The sequence below is a fragment of the Rubricoccus marinus genome (genome assembly GCF_002257665.1).
In the GTDB taxonomy this organism is placed as follows: domain Bacteria; phylum Bacteroidota; class Rhodothermia; order Rhodothermales; family Rubricoccaceae; genus Rubricoccus; species Rubricoccus marinus.
Genome location: NZ_MQWB01000001.1, coordinates 2,590,344 through 2,610,948 on the forward strand (window position 1 = coordinate 2,590,344; position 20,605 = coordinate 2,610,948).

Below are 20,605 nucleotides of genomic sequence, written 5' to 3' on the forward strand. Positions count from 1 at the left end.
GGGCGCCCCTGGCGCATCGCCTCTGGCGCTAGAGGCCGCCCCTTGCTCCGTACCTGCGGCGCCTCTATCCTCGCGGGGACCCTCCCCTCCCCGATGAACCACGAGGTCACGCAACTCCTGGAGCGCGCCCGCGAGGGCGACCGCGACGCCCTTGAACGGCTCGTGCCGATCGTGTACCAGGAGCTGCGCGCGCTGGCGCGGCGCCAGAGGCAGAAGCGCGGCGCCGACGAGACGCTAAACACCACCGCGCTCGTGCACGAGGCGTACGAGCGCATGGCGGGCTCGACGAGCGTCTACGCCGACCGCCAGCACTTTTTTCGTGTGGCAGCGCGCGTGATGCGGAGCGTGATCGTGGACCGCGCGAGGGCTCAGAACGCGCTCAAGCGAGGCGGGAACGCGAAGCCTCTGGCGTTGGACGAGGAGCGGCTGGTCCCGCCGGAGCGCGCCGAGGAGGTGATCGCGCTGGACGAGGCGCTGACGAACCTCTCCGCACTGAGCCCGCGCCAGGGCGAGGTGGTGCAACTCCGGTACTTCGTGGGCCTCACGATTCCCGAAACCGCCGAGGTGCTGGGCATCTCCCCCGCGACGGTCAAGCGCGAGTGGACCGTGGCGCGCGCGTGGCTCCACAGCGCGCTCGCGGCGTGACCGCCGCCGACCGGCACGCCCGCGCGACGGCGCTCTTCCTGGACACCGCCGACCTCGCGCCCGCCGCCCGCGAGGCGGTCCTCGGGCAGGAAACGGACCCCGACGTTCTCGCCTCCGTCCGCGCCCTTCTCGCCGGGCACGATGCCCCGAGCGGCCCACTAGATGAGCCCGCGGTCACGCCGTTGCGCCAGAGGCCGGGCGCGCCTCTGGCGGAGGCGCGCGTGATCGGGCGCGAGGTGGGGCCGTGGCGCATCACCGGGCGGCTGGGGCAGGGCGGCATGGGCGCCGTCTACCTCGCCGAGCGCGCCGACGGACACTACGAGCGCGAGGTGGCTCTCAAGCTCCTCGCGCCCGACGCCGACCTCACGAGCGACTGGCTCGCGCTCCGCCTCGACGCCGAGCGGCGCATCCTCGCGCGGTTGGAGCACCCCGGCATCGCGCGGCTCTACGACGGCGGCGTGACCGAGGACGGGCTCCCCTACCTCGCGATGGAGCGCGCCCACGGCCTCCCCATCACGGCCTTCGCCGACGCCAGAGGCCTGGGCGTCCGCGAGCGCGTCGCGCTCGTAGCGGAGGTGTGCGACGCCGTCGCCTACGCGCACCACCGCCTCGTCGTCCACCGCGACCTCAAGCCGAGCAACATCCTCGTTGCCTCTGGCGAGGCGGGGGAAGACGTCCAAGCACCCGCCTCTGGCGCCAGAGGAGATCCAGGCGGCGAGGACGAGAAACCCGGAACCCAGAACCCGGCACTCGGAACCGCCAGAGGCACGCGCGTCAAGCTTCTCGACTTCGGCGTGGCCTCGCTGCTGGAAAACGGAGAGTCCGACGCGACGCAGCGCCGCGCGCTCACGCCGGCCTACGCGGCGCCGGAGCAGCTCCGCGGCGAGACCATCACGACCGCGACCGACGTGTACGCCCTCGGCGTGGTCCTCTACCAACTCCTGACCGACCAGCGGCCCTACGGCCTCTCGGGCACGACGGCGTCCGAGGCCGAGCGGATCGTCTGCGAGGCGCTCCCGATGCGGCCCTCGGACGCGGCGCCAGAGGCCCGGCGAAAGGCGATCCGCGGCGACCTGGACACGATCGTCATGCGGGCGCTGGAGAAGGAGCCGGAGCGGCGATACGACGGGGCCGCCGCGCTCGGCGCCGACCTCCGCCGTCACCTCGCGGGGCTCCCCGTGGAGGCGAGGCCCGCGACGGCCTCGTACCGCTTCGGGCGCTACGTGCGGCGGCACAAAACGCTCGCCGCCGCCACGCTCGCCGTGCTCCTCGCCGTCCTCGGCGGGGCCGGGCTGGCGCTGTGGCAGGCGGCCGAGGCCTCGCGCGCGCGGGACCGCGCCGAGGAGCGCTTCGCCATCGCGCAAGAGGCCGCGCAGGCCATGCTCTACGACGTGCACGACGCGATTGCGGGGCTGCCCGGCTCCACGCCCGCCCGCGAGACCATCGTGGAGCGCTCGCTGGACTACCTCGACCGCCTCGCCTCTGGCGCTGGCGACGATCCGCGCCTCCGCCTAGACCTGGCCGCGGCGTACTTCCGCATCGGCAACGTGCAGGGCAACCCGACGGACAACAACCTCGGCCGGATGGACGACGCGATGGCGAGCTACCGCCGCGGCCTTGCCCTGCTCCCGCCTCTGGCGCGCGTGCCGGACTCGCTCATCGTGGAGGCGCTCACGACGGAGGCGCGGTTGCACGAAAAGCTGGGCGTCGTCGTCGCGCACGCCGTCTCGCCGGAGGCCGCGGTTCCGCACCTCGACCGCGCCCTCGCCGTCTACCGCCGGGCCTTTGCGCGGGCCTCTGGCGACCCCGACGTGACCACCTACCTCGCCACCGGGCACATCAATCGAGGCGACTACGCCGGCCACCCGTACTTCCCCAACCTCGCGCAGCCGGACTCCGCGATGGTGCATTATGAGCGCGCCAGAGGCCTTCTGGAGAGCATTCCGCGCGATGCCGAGACGCTGTTCTCGCTCCGCATGCTGGGCATCACGTTCGAGCGCGAGGGCACGCTTCTCCGCGACCGCGGCGCGCTGGACTCTGCCGCCGGCCCCACGCGCCGCGCCATCGCTCTCCGCGAACGCATCGCGGCCCGGGACGACGCGACCTCGGACGCCCGGCGCGATGTCGGCGTCTCGCACGAAGCCCTCGGCCGCCTGTTCCTCGACGCGGGCAACGCGCCAGAGGCCGTCCGCGAGCTCCAGAAGGCGTTCGACATCTACCAAAGCCTGTACGTGGCGGACCCCGAGAGCTCCAACGCGCAGCAAACGGTCGCCTTCGGGCACCTCCACCTCGGCCGCGCGCTCGCCCAGGCCGGCCGCCGCGCCGACGCGCGCCGGCACCTGGACAGCGCCGTCCGCCTGCTTTCTGCCCTCGCAGAGCGGGAGCCCGGCAACGCCCGCGCCGAGAGCCTGGTGCAGGAGGCCCGCGAGGCGCGCGCCGCCGTGGGCTAGGCCTCTGGCGTGAGCCGATCCGCGCACGGATTGCGATGCCCAGACACCGCCCCCGCTGCGATGTCTGCCCCTAGCACCCACGAGCGCGCCTCGAACCTCTTCCTCGACCTCGCGGACCTCTCACCAGAGGCCCGCGAGCACGCGCTCGCCACCGAGCCCGACGCCGAGGTCCGCGAAGCGGCTCGCGCCCTGCTCCTCGGCCACGGCGCGGCCACAGGCCCGCTGGACGCCCCGCTCGTCGCCCGCGACGACGAGCCCGACGAAGACCCGCGCATCGGCCATCGCGTCGGCCCCTGGCGGCTGGAGGGCGTGCTGGGCGAGGGCGGCATGGGCGTCGTCTACCGCGCCTCTCGCGCCGATGGTGCCTACGAGCGCGAGGTGGCGCTCAAGCTTCTTCACGCCGGGCCCGACGTGGCCGGGCTCGCCTCGCGCCTCCGCGCCGAGCGGCAGATCCTCGCACGCCTGGAGCATCCCCGCATCGCGCGGCTCTACGACGGCGGCGTCACCGACGACGGCAGCGCCAGAGGCGCACCTTACCTCGTCATGGAGATCGTCCGCGGCGAGCCCATCACGGACTACGCCGAGACGCACGACCTATCCACCCGCGAGCGCGTCGCCCTCGCCGTGGCCGTCTGCGAGGGCGTCGCCTACGCGCACCAGCACCTCGTCGTCCACCGCGACCTCAAGCCGGGCAACATCCTCGTGGCCTCTGGCGCCGACGGGTCTGAGTTCCGAGGTCCGAGGTCCGAGTTGTCTAGTCCGAGCACTGCGCTCGCCTCTGGCGCCGGCTTTGAGCGCCGCACCGAGGAGGATCTGGCGCTCCCCCCTCGCCACGTCCCGTTGGGCGCGCGCAGCGCTCGCGTCAAGCTCCTCGATTTCGGCATCGCCAAGCTGCTGGACGCCTCTGGCGACGACCTCACGCGGACGCGCTCGGCCCACACGCCCGCTTACGCCTCGCCCGAGCAGGTCGGCGGCGGCAGCGTCACCACGGCGACCGACGTGTACGCGCTCGGCGTGATCCTCTACGAGCTTCTGGCGCGTACGCGGCCGTACCAGCTTTCGGGCTCCACGGCGTCGGAGGCGGAGCGGGTGATCTGCAACGAGACGCCGCCGCTGCCCTCCGCCGCCGCGCCAGAGGCCGTCGCCAGAGGCGTGCGCGGCGATCTGGATACGATCGTGATGAAGGCGCTGGAGAAGGAGCCCTCGCGCCGCTACCCCAGCGCCGAGGCCCTCGGCGCCGACCTCCAGCGGTACCTCGACGGCGAGCCCATCCGCGCGCGGCGCGCGACGGCGGGCTACCGCGCGAGCCGGTTCGTGCGGCGTCACCGCGCCGGCGTCGGGGCGGCTGCGCTCGTGCTTCTGGCGCTGATCGGGGGCACGGGCGTCGCGCTGTGGCAGGCGCGAGAGGCCCGCGCCGAAGCCGCCAAGGCGGGCGCGATGCAGGCGTTCCTCCTGGGCATGCTCTCGGCGGCGAACCCAGACGTAGAGGGCCGGGACGTCCGGGTCGCGGACCTGCTCGACCGAGCGGCGGCCGACCTCGACTCCGCGATGGCCGACCAGCCCAACGTCCGCGCCGACGCCCACACGCGCTTGGGGCAGACGTACTACGAACTCGGCCTGTTGGATGAGGCCGACGCGCAGTACCGCCTCGCGCTAGCGCTCTACGAGCGCCTGGACGGACCCCACGCGCTGACCACCGCGGCGGTGCAACGGGGCCTCGGGATGGTGCGCCGGGAGCTCGCGGACTACGACGGAGCCGACTCCCTTTTCGCGCTCTCGCTCGCTACGCACCTCGACCGACGAGGCGAGAGAGACGAGGACACCGCCGGCGTGCTCGCCGAGATCGGAACGCTCCGGTACTACACCGGCGACGCCGAGGGGTCCGCCGAGGCGCACCGGCGCGTTCTCGCCATCGAGCGCGCCCTTCTCCCTCCAGACGACATCGAAATCGTGCTGTCCATCGGCAACCTCGCCGTGGCGCTGTCCGCGCTCGGGGAGGAGGCGCGCGCCATCGAGATGTTCGAGGAGCAAGCGCGGCTCTACCGGACCGTTCACCCGCGCCAGAAGCTAGGCCTCGCCAACACGCTCGCGAACCTCGGCGCGCTGTACTTCTCCACCGGTCGCCCCCAGGACGCCGCTCGCGTCCAGCGGGAAGCGGTGGCGCTGTTCCGTGAGGCCGCTGGCGACCGGCACCCGAGCACGGCCTTTGGCCTGAGCAACCTCGGCTCCACGCTCACTTCGCTCGGCAGCGCGCAAGAGGCCGAGCCCCTCTTGCGCGAGGCGGTATCGATCTACCGCGCGGCTTCTGGCGAGCGGCACCCCAACGTCGGCTTCCCGCTCGTCAACCTCGCGAAAGCCCTGCGTGACCTCGGCGAGCTGAGCGAAGCCGAGGCGGCCGCGCGCGAAGCCGGCGAGCTTTTCCGTGAGGGCTTCGGCGCCGACAGCCCCACGCTGGAGCGCGTGGCGGAAACCCTCGCGAGCATCGACGCGAAGCGGTAGCTCGCCAGAGGCCTCTGGCGAGGCACCTACAGCGACGCCCGGCCCCTGGCGCCAGAGGCCAGGCGTCAGGACCGATGGAGCCGCTAGCGGCGGCCGTTCATGGTCTCCGCCTCAATGCCCCTCACCACGACGATGACCTGGAAAGGGCAGCACCGGACGCGCACGGTGACCTTTTTGCCCTTGCCTTTACGCGCTCGGGCGCCGCTCGGGGTGATCATCGTGCCGGCTTCGTTCTCGCCTTCCTTGAGGCTGACGATCTGGAGAGTCCACTCGACCTCCGTGTAGCCCAGCGTGACGCTCTGAATCTGGCTGTTGGCTGGCACCTCGCCTCGGCCGGTGTAGGTCCCGTCCTCGTTGCGCGTCAGGCGGATGGTGCCACGGCGCTCGGCGCGCTCGGACGTGCTGAGGTTGATACTCTTGAGTTCCGGTGCGGAGCGGCCGAGCCCGCTCACGGTGATGGTGGCCATGTTGGCTCTCCGCTCGCTGGGCGCCTCCGATTCGTACTGAATCTCGAACGTAAATTCCGGGACATCATCGACACCCCGAGCTTCCTGGGCAGAAGCGGGCAAGACGAAAAAGGCGAGAGCCAAGAGGATGGCTGAAAGGCTGACGTAGCGCATAGCGGTGCAGGCTGGTTGGGGAGGGCGAGGCAAAGGGGCCTCCTCCACTCATGCGCCCTTCCTCTCCCGGAGGGACCATCCCCGGCCTCTGGCGCCAGAGACTTAGTACAGTCCCACCGGGTCCACGTCCACGTTGATCCGGTGGCCCTTTGGCGGCGCGCCGATCTCCGCCGTCGCGGCGCTCACCGCGTCTGCGAGGATCTTCGCCGGGACCGTCCGGGGAGCTTTAAGGTGGGTGTGAAAGCGCCAGAAGCCCTTCACTTTGCCCACAAACGCGGCCACAGGCCCGAGCACATCGGTGCCCGCGATCCCCGACGCGCGCCGCGCGAGCGCGTCGGTCCAGGCCTGCGCCAGCTTGTGCGTCGAGTTCTCGTACGGCCCCTTGATCTCGATGCCGATCAGGCGCCCGTAGGGCGGATAGCCGAGGTGGTAGCGCTCGACGAGTTCCTCACGCGCGAAGGCGGAGTAATCGTGGTTGAGCGCGTGCTGGATGGCGGGATGCTCCGGGTTGCGCGTCTGGAGGAGCACCTCGCCCGGCAGGTCGTGGCGACCGGCGCGGCCCGCGACCTGCGCCAGGAGCTGGAACGTCCGCTCGGACGCGCGGAAGTCCGGCAGCAGCATCCCCGTGTCGGCGTTGACCACGCCGACGAGCGTTACGCGCGGGAAGTCGAGGCCTTTGGCGACCATCTGCGTGCCGAGCAGGATGTCGGCCTCTCCCCTGCCGAAGCGGTCGAGGATCTTCTGGTGTGCGCCCTTCCGGCTCGTCGTGTCCATGTCCATCCGCAAGAGGCGCGCCTCGGGGAAGACCTCGGCGATCTCCTCCTCTACGCGCTGCGTGCCGGAGCCGAGCAGCTTGAGGTCGTCGGCGCCGCAACTGGGGCAGACCGGCGGGTAACGTTCGGCGCGTCCGCAGTAGTGGCACCGCAGCGTGCGGTTGGTCTTGTGGAGCGTGAGCGAGACCGAGCAGTCGCGGCACTCGGGCGTCCAACCGCACGTCTCGCAGTTGATGACGGGCGCATAGCCGCGTCGGTTTTGCAGCAGGATGGTCTGCTCGCCCCGCTCCAGCCTCTGGCGCATGGCCTCGCGCAGGTCGTGCGAGAGGGCGCCTTTGAGTCGGCGGACCTCCTTCTCGCGCGCGAGGTCGATCACGCGGACGGGCGGTAAGGGGGCAGGGGCCAGTAGCGAGTAGCCAGTCGCAGAGGAGTCGTCGCCAGAGGCCTCTGGCGCGGCGGGAGGGTTTGATGCGTCAGAAGGGGCATCAAACCCTCCCCTCGGGGAGGTGCCCGCGTCAGCGGGCGGAGGGGGTTGCGTTCCAGGATGGCTCCGGGTTTCGCCAGAGGCCTCTGGCGAGGTGCGCCCCTCACCCTGTCCCTCTCCCAGAGAGAGAGGGGACGCAGTGGAGGACTCCGCAGGCACGCCTCTGGCGCCAGAGGCGACCTCTGCCGCTGGCGACTGGCCACTGGCCACTGACTCCTTTCTCACCAACACCGGCACGCGCTCCGGCATCGCGAGGTAGGCGTACTTACCCGAGCGGGCGTTCGCTGCGGTTTCGAGGCTGGGCGTGGCGCTGCCGAGCACGCAGACCGCGCCGGCCTGGTGGGCGCGGAAAACCGCTACATCGCGGGCGTGGTAGCGCGGCGCGGGGTCGAACTGCTTATAGCTGGCTTCGTGCTCCTCGTCCACAATCACAAGGCCCAGGTTCTCGACCGGCGCGAAGATGGCACTGCGCGGGCCGATCACGACCGGGTACTTCCCGTCGCGGATGCGCGTCCAGGCGTCCAGGCGCTCGCCGGGGCTCATGCGGCTGTGCATCACCGCCACGCGGTCGCCGAAGTGGGCGCGGAAGCGGCGCACCGTTTGGGGCGTCAGCGCGATTTCGGGCACGAGCACGATGCCCGACTCGCCTCTGGCGAGCGCCGCGGCGAGCGCGCGGAGGTAGACCTCGGTCTTGCCCGAGCCCGTCACGCCGTGGAGCAGGAACGTTTGGGGCGCGTCGCCCCCGATGGCGGTGCGGATCTCCCCTAGCGCGGCCTCCTGCATCGGGTGGAGCGTCACGTCCGCCGCAGGTGCCAGAGGCGCGTCGAGCGCGTCGTCGGTCCGCTCCACTTCCAAGTCCTGCGTCTCCACGAGGCCTCTGGCGACGAGCCCTTTGACGGTGCTGCTGGAGGCGCCAGAGGCTTTGAGCGCTTCGGCCTGGCGGACCGGCTCGCCCGCGTCGGCCAGAAGCGCTACGAGCGCCTGTTGCCGCGCGCCGGTCAGGCCGGACGGGTCGGCGCCGGTCAGCGTGAGGTGCTTCTCGACGCGCGCTCGCGTCCGTGCCTCTTGGAGTTCGTACTCCACGCTCACGGCGCCAGAGGCCTCCAACCGGCGCAGCAGCGCTTGTGGCGCGGTCTTTCGGCCCATCGCCTCGGCGAGGGCGGGCACTTTGAGCCCGCTGCCGTTGCTCTGCGCGAGCGCCGCGAGAAGCGCGCGGCCGTCGTCGCCGTCCTCCGCCTCTGGCGGGCGCAGCGCGCGCACGATGCGACGCGTCTCCACCTCGGTGCCGCTCGGCAGCGCCGTCTTGATGGCCTCGCCCCACGTGCAGAGGTAGTAGGTGGCCACCCATCGCGTGAGCGCGAGGAGTTCGGGCGTGAGCGACGGCCGCGCGTCCAGCACATCTACCAAAGGCTTCGCCTTTGCGGACTCGCCCTCGCCTCTGGCGACCACGACGCCCGTGAGCTGGCGCCGCCCGAACGGCACGAGCACGCGCGCGCCGACGACGGCCTCGGCGTCGAGCGCGTCGGGGACGGAATACGTGAACGGCCCTTCGACGGGGGCCAGCGGGACGACCTGGGCGAGGCGCATGGCGCAAGCTACCGGGAGGCGCGGCATCGGTTCGTCAGTCGTGCGCGGCGCCCCTCTCGCGTCGCGAGCGAAACGGCGCGTTCTGGCCTCTGGCGCCAGAGGCGCGGCGGGGCTCCACCGGCGATGCACGGCCTTTCCGCCCCGTCTCCTCTGTGCCGCCGGAGCCGGCGCCCCTACCATCGGCGCAGCCGCCCCCGTCAAACGGGACCGTTTCTTCCACGCCAGAGGCGCCCATGTTTTTCGCGCTCGACATCGCCGGGACGTTCGTGTTCGCCCTCTCGGGGGCGTTCAAGGGGGTCCGTGAAGGCCTGGACTGGCTCGGCATTTCCGTCCTGGCCGTGCTGACCGGCGTCGGCGGGGGCATCGTGCGCGACGTGCTGCTGGGCTACACGCCTCCGGCGGTTTTCCGCGACGAGCGCTACCTCGCGGTCTGCCTGACCGGCGCGCTGGCCGTGCTCTTGTTCGGCCGCACGATCTCGCGCACGTGGAACCGCGTGATGCTGGCGGACGCGCTTGGACTGGGCCTTTTCGCCGCGATGGGCGCTGCCAAAGGGGCGACCTTCGGACTCGGCCCGCTCGGCACCATCTTCGTCGGCGGCCTCTCGGCGGTCGGCGGGGGCGTGATCCGTGACGTGCTCGTCGGCGAGCGCCCCGCGATCCTGTACAAGGGGTTCTACGCCACCGCCGCCCTTGCCGGCTCGGCCACGCTTGTCGTGCTCACGTGGTCCGGCATGGCCGTCGCGCCCCGCCTCGCCATCGCCGCGAGCGTTGCCACCACGCTCCGGCTTCTCGAACTCGCTCGCAACGCCCGCCTCGCGCAAGAGGCCTGATTATGTATTTCCAGCTCACGCCAGAGGCCGCCGAGGCCGACACCGCCACCGCCGTCGCGGACACGACGACCTCCGCCCTTGTCCCCAAGGCGTGGTCGGACCTGTTCGGGGCCGAGTTCTGGTTCGGCGTCGGCGGCGTGGTGCTCCAGGTCGCGCTCATCATCGGCGGGGCGTTGCTCGCACTGGCGCTTATCAAGCGGCTCAAACGGCGGTGGATCGCGAGCGTGCAGGACCGGCCGACGCTGGACAAAAAGCGGCAGCGCGTGCTGACGGTCGCGGACCTCATGGGCTCGGTCGCGCGCTACGTCGTGTGGACGCTCGCGGTGATGATGGTGCTCACGGAGGTCGGCCTGGCTGTCGGGCCGCTCCTGGCCGGCGCCGGCATCGCGGGCCTCGCCATCGGCTTCGGCGCGCAGACGTTTGTCAAGGACGTGATCTCGGGGCTGTTCCTCCTCTTCGACGACACGATCGGCGTGGGCGACCTGATCACGTTCAACGGCGAAACGGCAACGGTCGAGTACGTCGGCCTGCGGCTCATCAAGGCTCGGAAGTTCGACGGCGAGGTGCTCATGATCCCGGCAGGCGAGATGCGCGTCTTCGGCAACAAGTCCATCGGCTACGCGCGAGCGATCGTGACCGTGGACCTCTCGTACGAGAGCGACGTGGAGGCCGGGCTGGTGGCGCTGGAGCACATCGCGCACGAGTGGGCGCAGGCGGACCACGCCCGCGAGGTCCTCTTGGAGGAGGCGCCGCAGGTGCAGGCGGTCATGAACCTCGGCGAGAGCGGCGTGACCGCGCGCATCATCGCGCAGGTCCGCCCCGGCGAGCAGTTCCCCGCCGAGCGGGACCTCCGCCGCCTCATCAAGCTCCGCTTCGACCAGCAGGGCATCGAGATCCCGTTCCCGCGCCGCACGGTGTACGTGAAGAGCGAGGCCTCTGGCGAGGACGTGGGCGTCGTCCCGTCCGACGAGGCCTCGGCCGCTGGAGCCGCCGACTGAGCCTCTGGCGCCAGAGGCGCGCGACACGCCGCCGTCGCAGCCCGCTCGGTAGGTTTGGGGACTCCCCGACTGCCATGACCCGACTCGTTCTCCTGCTCGCGCTGCTCGCCGCCGCGCCCGCGCACGCCCAGCTCTCGCGCCTCGCGCCCGTGGACGAAGGCGCCGCCGACGCCTCCTTTGTCGCGTTCCGGTCGCGACTGTTGGCCGCCGCCGCCGCGCGCGATACCGCGGCCGTGCTCTCGGCCTTCGCGCCAGAGGCCACGATCTCGTTCGGCGCCACCGCCTCTGGCGCCGAGGGCGTGCGAGAGGTGTGGTTCAACAGCGAGTACGAGCGCGAGGAGGACCTGTGGCCCGCCCTCGCGCGAACGATATCGATGGGCAGCGCCGCCGAGGGCGGCGTGATCACTACGCCGTACCTGTTCGGCCGCTTCCCGGAAGACTTGGACCCGTTCGAGCACGTCCTCATCGTGGGCGAGGAGGTCCGGGTCCGCAACGCGCCGACGCTCGCCGGCGGCGTCCTGACGAGCCTGACGCACACCATCGTACCGACCGCCTACGAGGACTCCGACCGGACGCGCGCCGACGGCTACACGTGGGTGCCCGTTCGCCTCGCGAACGGCCAGCGCGGCTGGGTGGCGGATACCTTCGTGTGGAGCCCCATCGGCCTGCGCGCCGGCTTCGAGAAGCGCGGCAGCACCTGGAAGATCCTGTTCTTCGTCGAGGGCGACTGATCCTCTGGCGCCAGAGGCAGCGGCGTGCGCGCCAGAGCCTGAGTGCCAGGGCACCGCTTGCTCGCCTCTGGCGTTCTCCCCGCATGAACCGTCCCGCCATGAACACGCCAGCCGACGCCAGAGGCACGGCCCTCGCAGAAGCTGGGCGGTGGGTGTGGAGGGTGCCACGGCTGCTGCTCGTGGGCTTGGTCCGGTTCTACCAGCTCGGCATCTCGCCGTGGCTTCCCGCCACCTGCCGCTACTCCCCGACGTGCTCGCAGTACGCGGTGATCGCGTTGCGAGAGTACGGCGCGCTGCGCGGCTCCATCCTGGCGCTCTGGCGGATCTTGCGCTGCAACCCCTGGGGCGGCCACGGGCACGACCCGCCGCGGTGGTTCGGAGAGCCCGCCTCTGGCGCAGAGGCGCCGGGCTCAAAAACCTTGGACGCGTAGGCAAGCGCGCGCCAGAGGCCGTCTATCTTCGCGCATGTCCGTACACGAACACCGCGCCGCCGCTCCCAACTCGTCCATCTCCTGCGCCGTCGTGACGGTCTCGGACACGCGCACCAAGGAGACCGACGCCAGCGGCGACCTCATCAAAGACCGGCTCCGCGAGGCGGGCCACCTCATCACGTTTAGCCGCATCGTGCCGGACGACGCCGAGGAGGTCCGGTCCGTTCTGCTCCACCTCGCGGGCGAGGTGGAAGTCGTCATCACCTCTGGCGGCACCGGCATCGCCACGCGCGACCGGACGGTGGAGGTCGCGGACCGCCTGATCCAGAAGCCGCTGCCCGGCTTCGGCGAGATCTTCCGGATGCTCTCGTTCGAGACCATCGGCGCGGCGGCCATGCTGACGCGCGCCACGGCCGGTCTCTACGGTCCCGAGGACGGCGACGCCGACACGCTCCTGTTTTGCTGCCCCGGCTCGCCTGATGCCGTCACGTTGGCGATGGATCGGCTGATCGTGCCTGAGCTGCCACACACGGTCTGGGAGGTGGTGCGCCAGATGCGCACCACGCCAGAGGCCTGAGCTGGGGACTGGGGACTGGGGACTGGGGACTGGGGACTGGAAGCAAGCCGGCCTCTGGCGAGCGCGCACGCCTCTGGCGCCAGAGGCCTAGCCCCTCAACAGGTCTAGAACAGCCGCCTCGGGCGGCACGAGGCCGGCGGGCGTGTTGCCCGCGTTCCGCACGCGCATCCGCTTCTGGAGGTCGCCCTCGCGGTACGCCTCCAACACGTCCGGGTGGACGTAGTGCCCCCGCGTGACGGCGGGCGTGTTGCCCAGCTTGCCCGCCACCTCTCGGATCGCCTCGGCTTCCACCGATTGCCTCTGGCGGTCCGATTCCGGAACGTCCTCTTCCGCGAGAGCACGCGCCGCGTGGACCGTCCCTCCCCATGTGCGGAAGTCCTTGGCCGTGAACTCCCCGGCCACCTCGCGCAGGTACGCGTTCACGTCCGCCGAGCCCAGCGTGGCCTTGCCCTCGTCGGTGTAGTACTGAAAGAGGTCGTAGCCGGGGATGTCGCGGCAGGCGCGGACGAGCTTCGCGAGGCGCTTGTCCTGCACGGAGAGCGTCTGCGTTTTGCCGCTTTTGCCGGTGTACTCCAGTTGCATCGCGCCAGAGGCGTCTCGGGCGTGCTTGTCCCGGAGCGTGGTGAGGCCGTAGTGGCCGTGCTCCGCCGCGTAGGCGGCGTTGCCGATGCGCGCAAGCGTCTCGTCGAGCAACGCGACCGCGAGCGCGGACACCTTTGTCCGGTCCAGAGCGCTTCGGCGGAGGTCGGCCTCCACCCTCTCGCGAAGTACCGGCAGCGCCTCGCCGAACGCGACCATCCGGTCGTACTTCTTCCGCGAGCGGTGGCGCTCCCAGAGCGGGTGGTAGCGGTACTGCTTCCGTGAGCGATCGTCTCGGCCTGTGGCCTGGAGGTGACCCACAGGGAGCGTGCAGATCCAGACCTCCTTGTACGCCGGCGGAATGGCGAGGCCGTCGATCCGCTCGCGCGTTTCCGCATCGTCCACCAGAGACCCGTCGGGCCGGTGGTACGAGAACCCTCGGCCCCGCCTCTGGCGCGAGATGCCCGGCTGCTGGTCGGTGACGTACTGGAGGCCCGCGGCCTGGGCGTCGGCTTCGGGATCGCGTGAGGACATGGGAGCGCTAAAAAGGGCTCCGTCTACGCCCGACGCGTAGCGGGGCGTTCCCAGCCGGGAGCGCCCTTGGGGTTCACGCCAGAGGTCTGGGGATTCCCCCAGGGCAGCCGTCTGAAGCGCCGCCGTGGGCGCTCGAGAGCGGTTAGAGGCTGGCCTGCACGCCCGCCGTCAGGGACTCCAGCAGCGCGTGGCGCGTAAACGGCTTCGAGATGTACTCGTCGAAGCCGGCCGAGAGCAGGCGCTCACGGTCGCCCGGGAGGGCGTAAGCGGTCAGCGCGATGGCGTACACCTCCTCGTGGTCCGGCATGGCGCGGGCGATGCGGAGCACGTCGGCGCCGGTCTCCTTGCCTCCGAGGTTGATGTCGAGCACGAGCGCGTCGAAGCGCTGCACGTTCATCGCGCCCAGGGCCTCTCGCGCGCCGCCGACCGCGATCACGCGGTACGTCTTGCGCAGGATGCGGTCGAGGAGCATCCGTGTGTCCGCATTGTCCTCCACCACGAGCACGCACGGCCGCGCGTCGTCTGCGGCAGCGTCTTCGGGGGAGGTCGGCGGGATGGTCGCGGGGCGGGCAGCGTCGATCATGGGATCGTGGGAGGCAGGCGGGGCCTCTGGATAGGATTCAGGAGCGGTATCGGCAGGGCGCGGGGGGTTCTCAAGCCCTGCCGATACGTTTTTATGGGGGGTCTCCGGCGTGGCGTCGCCAAAGGGGTGGATGTCGAGCGAGGCCAGCCACGTTTGCACAGGCGAGACGGGCGGCCGCGGCGGCTCAGGGGTGGCGCGGTCCTCCGCGGGCCGGACGATCAGAACCGGGTCGCCGGAAGGCGTGCCCTGCCCGTCCCCGCCGGATCCCTCGGGGGTCTCGCCAGAGGCCTCTGGCGGAGTAGCGGGCGCCCGAGGCGGCGTGTTCAACGCTTCTGGCGCCTGGATGCCGGTGGTCCACTCGGGAGGGCGTCTCGCTTCTGTCAACTCAGGCGGCGGCTGGCGGACAGCCTCGAACCTGAGCGTAAAGGTGGTCCCGACGTCGAGCTCGCTTTCAACAGCGATGTCGCCGTTCATGAGGTCCACGAGGCGGTGCGTGATCGCGAGGCCGAGGCCAGAGCCCTCGTGCGAGCGCGCCTCCCCCTGGGAGGCCTGCCGGAACTCGTCGAAGAGGTGCGGCAGGAAATCTGGGGCGATGCCGATGCCCGTGTCGCGGACGATGAGGCGGGCATCGTCGCCAGAGGCCTCCACCACGACATCAACGCCACCCTGGTCGGTGAACTTGAGCGCGTTGCCGATCAGGTTGGTGAGCGTCCGGTTGATGCACGTGCGGTCCAGCATCGCGTGGACGGGGCCTCTGGCGCTGAAGCGGAGCGAGAGGCCGCGCTCGGTCGCCAGAGGCGTGAGCAGTTGCACGGCCTCGCGGGCCTCCTCGGCGAGGTCGACCGGGCGAAGCTCGGGCTGGACGTGGTCGGCCTGGAGGCGCGAGAGGTCCAGCACGGAGTTGAGCGTGTCCAGAAGGCGGCGGCCGCTCCGCTCGATGAACTCGGCGTACTCGCGCTGCTCGCCCTCCAGTTCTTCGGCGAGGAGGTCCGAGAACCCGAGGATGCCCGTCAGCGGCGTGCGGATCTCGTGGCTCATGTTGGCAAGGAACGAGCTTTTCAGCATGCCCATCTCCTCGGCTGCGGCTTGCGCGGCCTCGGCCTGCTCGCGCGCGTGGATCAGCGCCGCCTCGGACTGCTTGCGGAGCGTGATATCCTGGCCGGAGTGGTACATCAAGCGCCCCTCGCTTTTCAGCATCTCGCCCGCTCTGACGCGGTGCGAGACCCACCGGTCCTCCCCGCTACGGGTCCTGAGGCGGAGCTCGGCCGTGGCTTCGCAGCCTTCTTCGAGGCCTTCGAACGCCGCGTATGCGGCCGCAAGGGACTCTTCGTACAGAAGCTTCCGCATCCCGGAAGCGTCCTGAAACGCACTGATGGGGTACCCCGTCACGTCCTCAATCGCGCCGCCGATCCACGTCACGATGGGATCCATCCCCTCCCACTTGCACAGCACGAACGCGTAGTCGCTCGACATCTCGGCAAGCGCGCGGTGGCGCTCCTCGCTCTCCATCAGCGCGGACTCCGCGCGAGCGCGCTCGGCGCGCTCAACCGCAAGCGCGATCGCGTCCGCGACGCCAGCGGCGAAGTCCTGCTCCTCAGTTGTCCAGGTGTAGCTGTCCTTCCGGTTCATCAGGACAAAGCCCACGGGCTTTCCCGAACGCCAGATGGCCGCGGCGAGAACGCTGTGGAACCCGCTCCCCTCGAACCGCTCTCCTAGGGGGAGCGCCTCGGCGCGGGGGTCCTGCGAGGTATCCGCGATTGCGAGCGTGCGGTGCTCGCCGATGGTCTCCAGCAAACCGTCGAGTTCGCCGAGCGGGATCGGCCGGAACAGCACGGTGGCCTCTGGCGCGCGCGTCGCCGTGGCGCGGGCGGTCACCTCGACGCCGTCGAAGATGCAGACGGCGACGCGGTCGGCGTCCAGCGTCTGAAGGGCGCTCTGGGCCGCGACCTCTGAGAAGGCGTCCAGCGACGGCGCGTTAAACCGCGCAAGGGACGCGAGCGCGGTCTGGGACGCCAACGCCGCCTTGGCCCGGGCGGCCGCGAGTTCCTCGCGCTGCACGCGATCCGTCACGTCGTGGAGGACGCCCACCACGCCGATGGTCTCCCCTTTCTCGTCCACCCAGGGAAACGCGCTGTTCTCGACCCAGCGGACTTCCTGCCCGGCCGTGCGCATCTGGTACACCTCGTTGATGTGGCTCTCGCCGGGCGCCAGAGGCTGCACGAAGATGTCCTCGCCCACGAGCGCGGGAAGCCCCCCCTCCGCTTTGAGAGCTTCCAGGGAGAACCCCGTCAGCGTCTCGATGGCCGGGCTGATGTAGTCGAACGTGTTGGCCTCTGGCGTGTGGCGAAGGCGGTACAGGACGTGGTTGGTGGCCTCGGCGATGAACTGCAGCGTCTCCTCCGAGTCCCGGAGGTCCCGCTCGGCGCGCTCCCGGGCGAGCGCTCCGGCGAGGTGCCACGTGAGCGCGGCGACCATCTGACGCTCGTCGTCATCGAACGTGTGCGGGGTGTTGAAGCCGGCGATAAACGCCCCAACCGCTTTGCCGTCGCGGACGAGCGGGAAGCTTCCGAAGCTGCGGAAGCCGTACCGGCTCATTGCCTCCCGGACCACGCCCGGGATCTGGAGCGAGCTGCCCTGCACGTCGCGGAGCAGGAAGGTCTCCGTCTCCAGCGGGACGTAGGCAAAGGCGCCCGTGGCCGCGATCTCGCCGATGGCCTCTGGCGGGAACTCAGAGGACCACGCCTCCACCTGGTTGATCTCGCCGTCGTGGAGGATGAGCAGGCCCCAGTCGGAGCCGGTAGCGTCCACACCGGCCTCTACGGCGGCGTTGAGCAGCGCCTCGCGGTCCATCGCGAGGTCGGCGGACTCGGCGAAGCGCACGAGGGCCTCCATCTGGCGCGCCCTGCTCCGCTCGCGGCGGTGCGCGAGATGCTCGGTGGTGACGTCTTCCATCGTGCCCTCGTAGTACATCACCTCGCCAGAGGCGTCGTACGTGGCGCGGCCGTTTTCGCGGGTGTAGACCTCGCGGCCAGCGGGGTCCCGCCACCACACGACGTGGTTGCGAACGCTGCCGGTGCGCAGGATCTCCTCGACGAACAGCTCGCGCGGGTAGCCGAGGTCTTTCCGGACGTCGAGCGAGGCCAGCGCTTCCACGGACTCTACGCCGAGCGTTTGCGCGAGGGCGGGGTTGGCGTAGAGGATGCGGCCGTCCGGCGTGCTCCGGTACACGCCAATAGGCAGGTGGTGCGCGAAGGCTTCGAGCGAATCCGTGTTGCGAACGGCGTCCCACTTCACGGGTGGGCGCAGCGCGGTGATCCAGCCGTGGAGCCCGTCGGGCAGGACGGTTGGGACGCCCGGAATGGGCATGTCGGAGACGACGGCGGTCGGGGTTTCGGGCGCGAAGGCGCGCACAGCGTCCCAGGCGGCACCGGCCTCGTCCGGGTCCATCACCACCACGCCATCGTGCGGCTCGTCGCGCAGCGTGGCCGCAAGGATGGCGGCCGACGGCACCACGATGGGTGCCTCGACGAGGGATTGGGAACGGAGGAAGTCCTCGCCCGCTGGCGAGGCGGAGAGCACGATGAGTCGGGGGGAGTCTTCCATCGTGGTGGGAAGTAGGCTTGCGGCCCGCACAAACCGTGTGCCTCGCTCCTGGCGCCGCCGAAACGCGCACGAGGCTCTCTGGGCGCATGGCGGCGCTGGCCGAACCGAAACCGAACGGGGGATTTCGTAACGCACGCTGGGGCCGTCTCCGCCGCCTGCGCGGTGGTAACGTGCGCCATGGTCTCCGCAGCCCCGTTTGCCCTCGCCCTGCTCCGCCTCGACGGCGTGGGCCGCGTCACCGCGCACCGCGTCCTGGAGCACTTCGCCTCACCAGAGGCCCTCCGCGCAACCCCGCGCGAACAGGTGCTGCTGCGCCTCAAAAGCGCGCCCCGCGCCGATTCCATCGTGGAGCGCCTGTTCGGAGACGAACTCGACGAAGCGATGGTCGCCGCCGCCGCGCAGGTCTCGGCGCTCGCGCCCAAGCGCGTGGCCGTCCTGGCCTCTGGCGACGCGGCGTGGCCCACCGGCCTAGACGCGCTGCCGCCCGCGGACCGGCCGGTCGCGATCTGGGCGTACGGGCACGTGGACGCGATGGAGGCGCCTGCGCTCGCGCTACTCGGCCGCGTCGGTCTCGCGCCAGCGGCCTTCGAGGCGGCCACGCGCCTGGCGACGCAGTTCGCCTCTGGCGGGATCGTGACGGGCGCGAAGGATGGGTTCGACCTCGCGGTGCAGAAACCCGCGATGGGCGCCGGCGGGCGGGTCGTCGCCGTCGCGCCGATGGGCCTCGCGCGGCTGACGCCGAGCCTGCGGCCGGGCGCGACGGCGGTCGTCCGGGCGGGCGGCGTGCTAGTCTCCCCGTTCCCGATGAGCCACGGGCCGTTCGAGCACGACGAACGCGAGGCAGCGCTGATGCAAGCGGCACTCGCGCAGGTCGCCGTCGGCGCGGCGCCAGAGGCGGGGTCGCCAGAGGCGCGGGCGCTGGAATGGGCCTCTGGCGCAGGGCGCGCCGCGTTCGCGCTCGCTTCGGGACCGGAAGGCGTGCCGGTTCTGGGCGCCGACATGGACGCCGTTATTCAGGCCGCGCGATGACCCGTTGCCTGTTCGTGTTTCTGGACGGCGTGGGCTTGGGGCCGGCGAGTCCGCACAACCCACTTTACACCCTGCCGCTTCCCGCCTTCCGAGACCTCGCGGGCGGCCAGGCGTGGACGGCCGAGGCCACGCCGGTCCGCCAGAAGCGGCACGTGTTCACCTCGCTCGACGCCACGCTGGGCATGGAGGGCCTGCCACAGAGCGGGACGGGGCAGGTCGCTCTGTTCGCGGGCATCGACGGGCCGAAGCTGCACGGGCGCCACTTCGGTCCGTACCCGCCGAGCACGACGCACGAGCCTCTGGCGGAAAACAGCGTCTTTGAGCGGCTCAAGCGGCGCGGCATCGCGCCAGAGGCGATGGCGCTGGCGAACGGCTACCCGGAGCGGTACTTCAAGCTCATGGAGGCGCGCAACCGCTGGAACACGTCGTCGCGCGCGGCGCGGGCCTCTGGCGTCCGGCTGCGAACGGCGGCGGACCTCGCGATCGGCGAGGCGCTCCCGGCAGACTTTACCGGCCACGCGTGGCAGCGCCACATCGACCCGGACCACGTCACGGTCTCGCCCGAGGCGGCCGGGCAGCGCTTGGTCGCGCTCGCCAAAAGGCACCGGTTCACGCTCTACGACTTTCCGCATACCGACACGGCGGGTCACGGCCGCGACGGACTCACGCCCGAGATCGTCCTGCCCATGGTGGACGCCTTTCTCGGCGCCATCCACGCCGCGATGGACACGGAGCACGACCTCCTCGTGGTCTCCAGCGACCACGGCAACATCGAGCGGCCGACGACGAAGAGCCACACCACGAACCCGGTCCCGCTCATCGCGGTCGGTCCCGGCGCGGAGCGTTTCGCGGAGGCGGCTTCGCTGCTCGACGTAGCGCCGGCGCTTGTAGAGGCGCTTACGGCGTAGCTCGCCAGAGGCCTCTGGCGGCGGTCCCCGTTGAGCGGTTCTGTGCACCTCTGGCGCTATAGGCTTGAGATGCTAGCGGGGCCGCTTGCGGTCGGCGGGTGCGTCCGCCTTGGCGGAGGTCGTTTCCTCTAGGATCGTGGCGTCCTTGATGTTGGGGTCGAGTTCTTTCTTGAACGCGTCCTCCGCCTCGGCTGCGATCTCGGCCGCGCGCTCCAGGCCGCGGTCGATGGCGCGGGCGGCTAGGCGCACCGCGCCGCCACTGAGCAGCCCGAGGCGCGCCAGAGGCCCAGCGCGCTCGAACCGTTCGAGCCAGGAGTTCTCCGGGTCACTCACGCGTCGCCGTCCTTCTTTTTGCGAGTGCGCCCGGCCGTTTTGGAGGCAGGTTTGGACTTCGGCGCGGTCTTGCTCGCCGCCGGCTTACTCGCAGCGGCTTTCTTGGCCGCGGCCTTTTTCGCCGTCTCGGTTTTGGGCGCAGGTGCCGTCTTGGCGCGAGGGCGACGGGCTTCGGTCGGCGCCTCTGGCGCGGGGGCGGCCGTACCGTCGCGGAAGAACGCGTCGGGATCGAACTCGGTGATGATCTCGCCGAGCCGCTCCCCCGTCTCGCGGAGCGCGGAGGCGATGGTCGAAAACGTCGCCTCGATCACGAAGGCGGTCTTTTCTGGGGTGTCGAGATCGGCGAATGCGTCGCGGGCGCGGCTTTTCGGGTCGGGAGTGGTCGGCATTGCGGTGGAGGCCGGAGCCTCG

At 71.0% G+C, this 20,605-nt stretch carries 17 protein-coding genes; 10 read left to right on the plus strand and 7 right to left on the minus strand.

What is annotated here, in order from left to right:
* The first annotated feature begins 93 nt into the window (after positions 1–93).
* From BSZ36_RS11030 to BSZ36_RS11040, 3 genes are read left to right on the plus strand one after another with little or no spacing between them, the layout of a single operon-like run.
* Positions 94–645 carry a sigma-70 family RNA polymerase sigma factor gene (locus BSZ36_RS11030; RefSeq protein WP_094548888.1) on the plus strand — a complete coding sequence of 184 codons (552 nt, stop codon included), beginning with the start codon at positions 94–96 and terminating at the stop codon, positions 643–645.
* A complete protein-coding gene (locus tag BSZ36_RS11035) occupies positions 642–3,095 on the plus strand; it encodes a serine/threonine-protein kinase (RefSeq protein ID WP_143536861.1) in 2,454 nt (817 codons plus the stop codon). The genes BSZ36_RS11030 and BSZ36_RS11035 overlap by 4 nt, the downstream gene beginning before the upstream one ends.
* Before the next feature lie 60 nt (positions 3,096–3,155).
* On the plus strand, positions 3,156–5,594 hold the full coding sequence (locus BSZ36_RS11040; protein ID WP_094548892.1) for a serine/threonine-protein kinase: 2,439 nt from the start codon (positions 3,156–3,158) through the stop codon (positions 5,592–5,594).
* 83 nt (positions 5,595–5,677) lie between these two features.
* Here the strand turns inward: BSZ36_RS11040 and BSZ36_RS11045 are convergent, their stop codons facing one another.
* The 3 genes from BSZ36_RS11045 to BSZ36_RS19430 form a co-directional block, all read right to left on the minus strand.
* Entirely contained in the window at positions 5,678–6,214 is a 537-nt protein-coding gene (locus BSZ36_RS11045) for a hypothetical protein (RefSeq protein ID WP_094548894.1), read from the minus strand.
* A gap of 102 nt (positions 6,215–6,316) precedes the next feature.
* Entirely contained in the window at positions 6,317–9,058 is a 2,742-nt protein-coding gene (gene priA / locus BSZ36_RS19425) for a replication restart helicase PriA (RefSeq protein ID WP_179271145.1), read from the minus strand.
* Between the two features lie 34 nt (positions 9,059–9,092).
* Entirely contained in the window at positions 9,093–9,311 is a 219-nt protein-coding gene (locus tag BSZ36_RS19430; protein WP_179271146.1) for a hypothetical protein, read from the minus strand.
* On the opposite strand from BSZ36_RS19430, the gene BSZ36_RS11055 reads away from it, so the two are divergent.
* The 5 genes from BSZ36_RS11055 to BSZ36_RS11075 all read left to right on the plus strand — a co-directional run bounded on the left by BSZ36_RS11055 (position 9,292) and on the right by BSZ36_RS11075 (position 12,625).
* The gene (locus BSZ36_RS11055; RefSeq protein ID WP_094548898.1) at positions 9,292–9,888 is read left to right on the plus strand and encodes a trimeric intracellular cation channel family protein; all 597 of its coding nucleotides are present in this window, start codon (positions 9,292–9,294) and stop codon (positions 9,886–9,888) included. The genes BSZ36_RS19430 and BSZ36_RS11055 overlap by 20 nt on opposite strands.
* Positions 9,889–9,890: 2 nt before the next feature.
* Positions 9,891–10,886, plus strand: a complete 996-nt coding sequence (locus BSZ36_RS11060; protein ID WP_094548900.1) for a mechanosensitive ion channel family protein — start codon at positions 9,891–9,893, stop codon at positions 10,884–10,886.
* Between the two features lie 74 nt (positions 10,887–10,960).
* On the plus strand, positions 10,961–11,617 hold the full coding sequence (locus tag BSZ36_RS11065; RefSeq protein WP_094548902.1) for an SH3 domain-containing protein: 657 nt from the start codon (positions 10,961–10,963) through the stop codon (positions 11,615–11,617).
* A gap of 83 nt (positions 11,618–11,700) precedes the next feature.
* Positions 11,701–12,048, plus strand: a complete 348-nt coding sequence (gene yidD, locus BSZ36_RS11070) for a membrane protein insertion efficiency factor YidD (protein WP_245837477.1) — start codon at positions 11,701–11,703, stop codon at positions 12,046–12,048.
* A 34-nt stretch (positions 12,049–12,082) separates the two neighbouring features.
* On the plus strand, positions 12,083–12,625 hold the full coding sequence (locus BSZ36_RS11075) for a MogA/MoaB family molybdenum cofactor biosynthesis protein (RefSeq protein WP_094548904.1): 543 nt from the start codon (positions 12,083–12,085) through the stop codon (positions 12,623–12,625).
* 87 nt (positions 12,626–12,712) lie between these two features.
* Here the strand turns inward: BSZ36_RS11075 and BSZ36_RS11080 are convergent, their stop codons facing one another.
* Positions 12,713–13,738, minus strand: coding sequence for a DNA topoisomerase IB (locus tag BSZ36_RS11080; protein WP_094548906.1), 1,026 nt, complete (start codon positions 13,736–13,738; stop codon positions 12,713–12,715).
* A gap of 142 nt (positions 13,739–13,880) precedes the next feature.
* Positions 13,881–17,924, minus strand: a complete 4,044-nt coding sequence (locus tag BSZ36_RS11085; RefSeq protein ID WP_094548908.1) for an ATP-binding protein — start codon at positions 17,922–17,924, stop codon at positions 13,881–13,883.
* Between the two features lie 177 nt (positions 17,925–18,101).
* Between BSZ36_RS11085 and BSZ36_RS11090 the strand changes: the two genes are divergently transcribed.
* Positions 18,102–18,953 (plus strand): DNA-processing protein DprA, encoded by an 852-nt coding sequence (locus BSZ36_RS11090; RefSeq protein ID WP_094548910.1) that lies wholly within the window; start codon positions 18,102–18,104, stop codon positions 18,951–18,953.
* A complete protein-coding gene (locus BSZ36_RS11095; RefSeq protein ID WP_179271147.1) occupies positions 18,950–19,861 on the plus strand; it encodes an alkaline phosphatase family protein in 912 nt (303 codons plus the stop codon). The genes BSZ36_RS11090 and BSZ36_RS11095 overlap by 4 nt, the downstream gene beginning before the upstream one ends.
* A 72-nt stretch (positions 19,862–19,933) precedes the next feature.
* On the opposite strand, the gene BSZ36_RS11100 is transcribed toward BSZ36_RS11095, so the two are convergent.
* Positions 19,934–20,194: a hypothetical protein gene (locus BSZ36_RS11100; protein WP_094548914.1), complete on the minus strand. Its 261-nt coding sequence runs from the start codon at positions 20,192–20,194 to the stop codon at positions 19,934–19,936.
* Entirely contained in the window at positions 20,191–20,583 is a 393-nt protein-coding gene (locus BSZ36_RS19435; RefSeq protein WP_094548916.1) for a hypothetical protein, read from the minus strand. The genes BSZ36_RS11100 and BSZ36_RS19435 overlap by 4 nt, the downstream gene beginning before the upstream one ends.
* Positions 20,584–20,605 lie beyond the last annotated feature (22 nt).

Coding starts and splice junctions, on each gene's coding strand:
- BSZ36_RS11040 (WP_094548892.1), top strand. CDS start 3,156: ATGTCTGCCCCTAGCACCCACGAGCGCGCCTCGAACCTCTTCCTCGAC.
- yidD (WP_245837477.1), top strand. CDS start 11,701: ATGAACCGTCCCGCCATGAACACGCCAGCCGACGCCAGAGGCACGGCC.
- BSZ36_RS11095 (WP_179271147.1), top strand. CDS start 18,950: ATGACCCGTTGCCTGTTCGTGTTTCTGGACGGCGTGGGCTTGGGGCCG.
- BSZ36_RS11055 (WP_094548898.1), top strand. CDS start 9,292: ATGTTTTTCGCGCTCGACATCGCCGGGACGTTCGTGTTCGCCCTCTCG.
- BSZ36_RS11065 (WP_094548902.1), top strand. CDS start 10,961: ATGACCCGACTCGTTCTCCTGCTCGCGCTGCTCGCCGCCGCGCCCGCG.
- BSZ36_RS11075 (WP_094548904.1), top strand. CDS start 12,083: ATGTCCGTACACGAACACCGCGCCGCCGCTCCCAACTCGTCCATCTCC.
- BSZ36_RS19435 (WP_094548916.1), bottom strand. CDS start 20,583: ATGCCGACCACTCCCGACCCGAAAAGCCGCGCCCGCGACGCATTCGCC.
- BSZ36_RS11090 (WP_094548910.1), top strand. CDS start 18,102: ATGGTCTCCGCAGCCCCGTTTGCCCTCGCCCTGCTCCGCCTCGACGGC.
- BSZ36_RS11080 (WP_094548906.1), bottom strand. CDS start 13,738: ATGTCCTCACGCGATCCCGAAGCCGACGCCCAGGCCGCGGGCCTCCAG.
- priA (WP_179271145.1), bottom strand. CDS start 9,058: ATGCGCCTCGCCCAGGTCGTCCCGCTGGCCCCCGTCGAAGGGCCGTTC.
- BSZ36_RS11085 (WP_094548908.1), bottom strand. CDS start 17,924: ATGGAAGACTCCCCCCGACTCATCGTGCTCTCCGCCTCGCCAGCGGGC.
- BSZ36_RS11060 (WP_094548900.1), top strand. CDS start 9,891: ATGTATTTCCAGCTCACGCCAGAGGCCGCCGAGGCCGACACCGCCACC.
- BSZ36_RS11045 (WP_094548894.1), bottom strand. CDS start 6,214: ATGCGCTACGTCAGCCTTTCAGCCATCCTCTTGGCTCTCGCCTTTTTC.
- BSZ36_RS11030 (WP_094548888.1), top strand. CDS start 94: ATGAACCACGAGGTCACGCAACTCCTGGAGCGCGCCCGCGAGGGCGAC.
- BSZ36_RS19430 (WP_179271146.1), bottom strand. CDS start 9,311: ATGTCGAGCGCGAAAAACATGGGCGCCTCTGGCGTGGAAGAAACGGTC.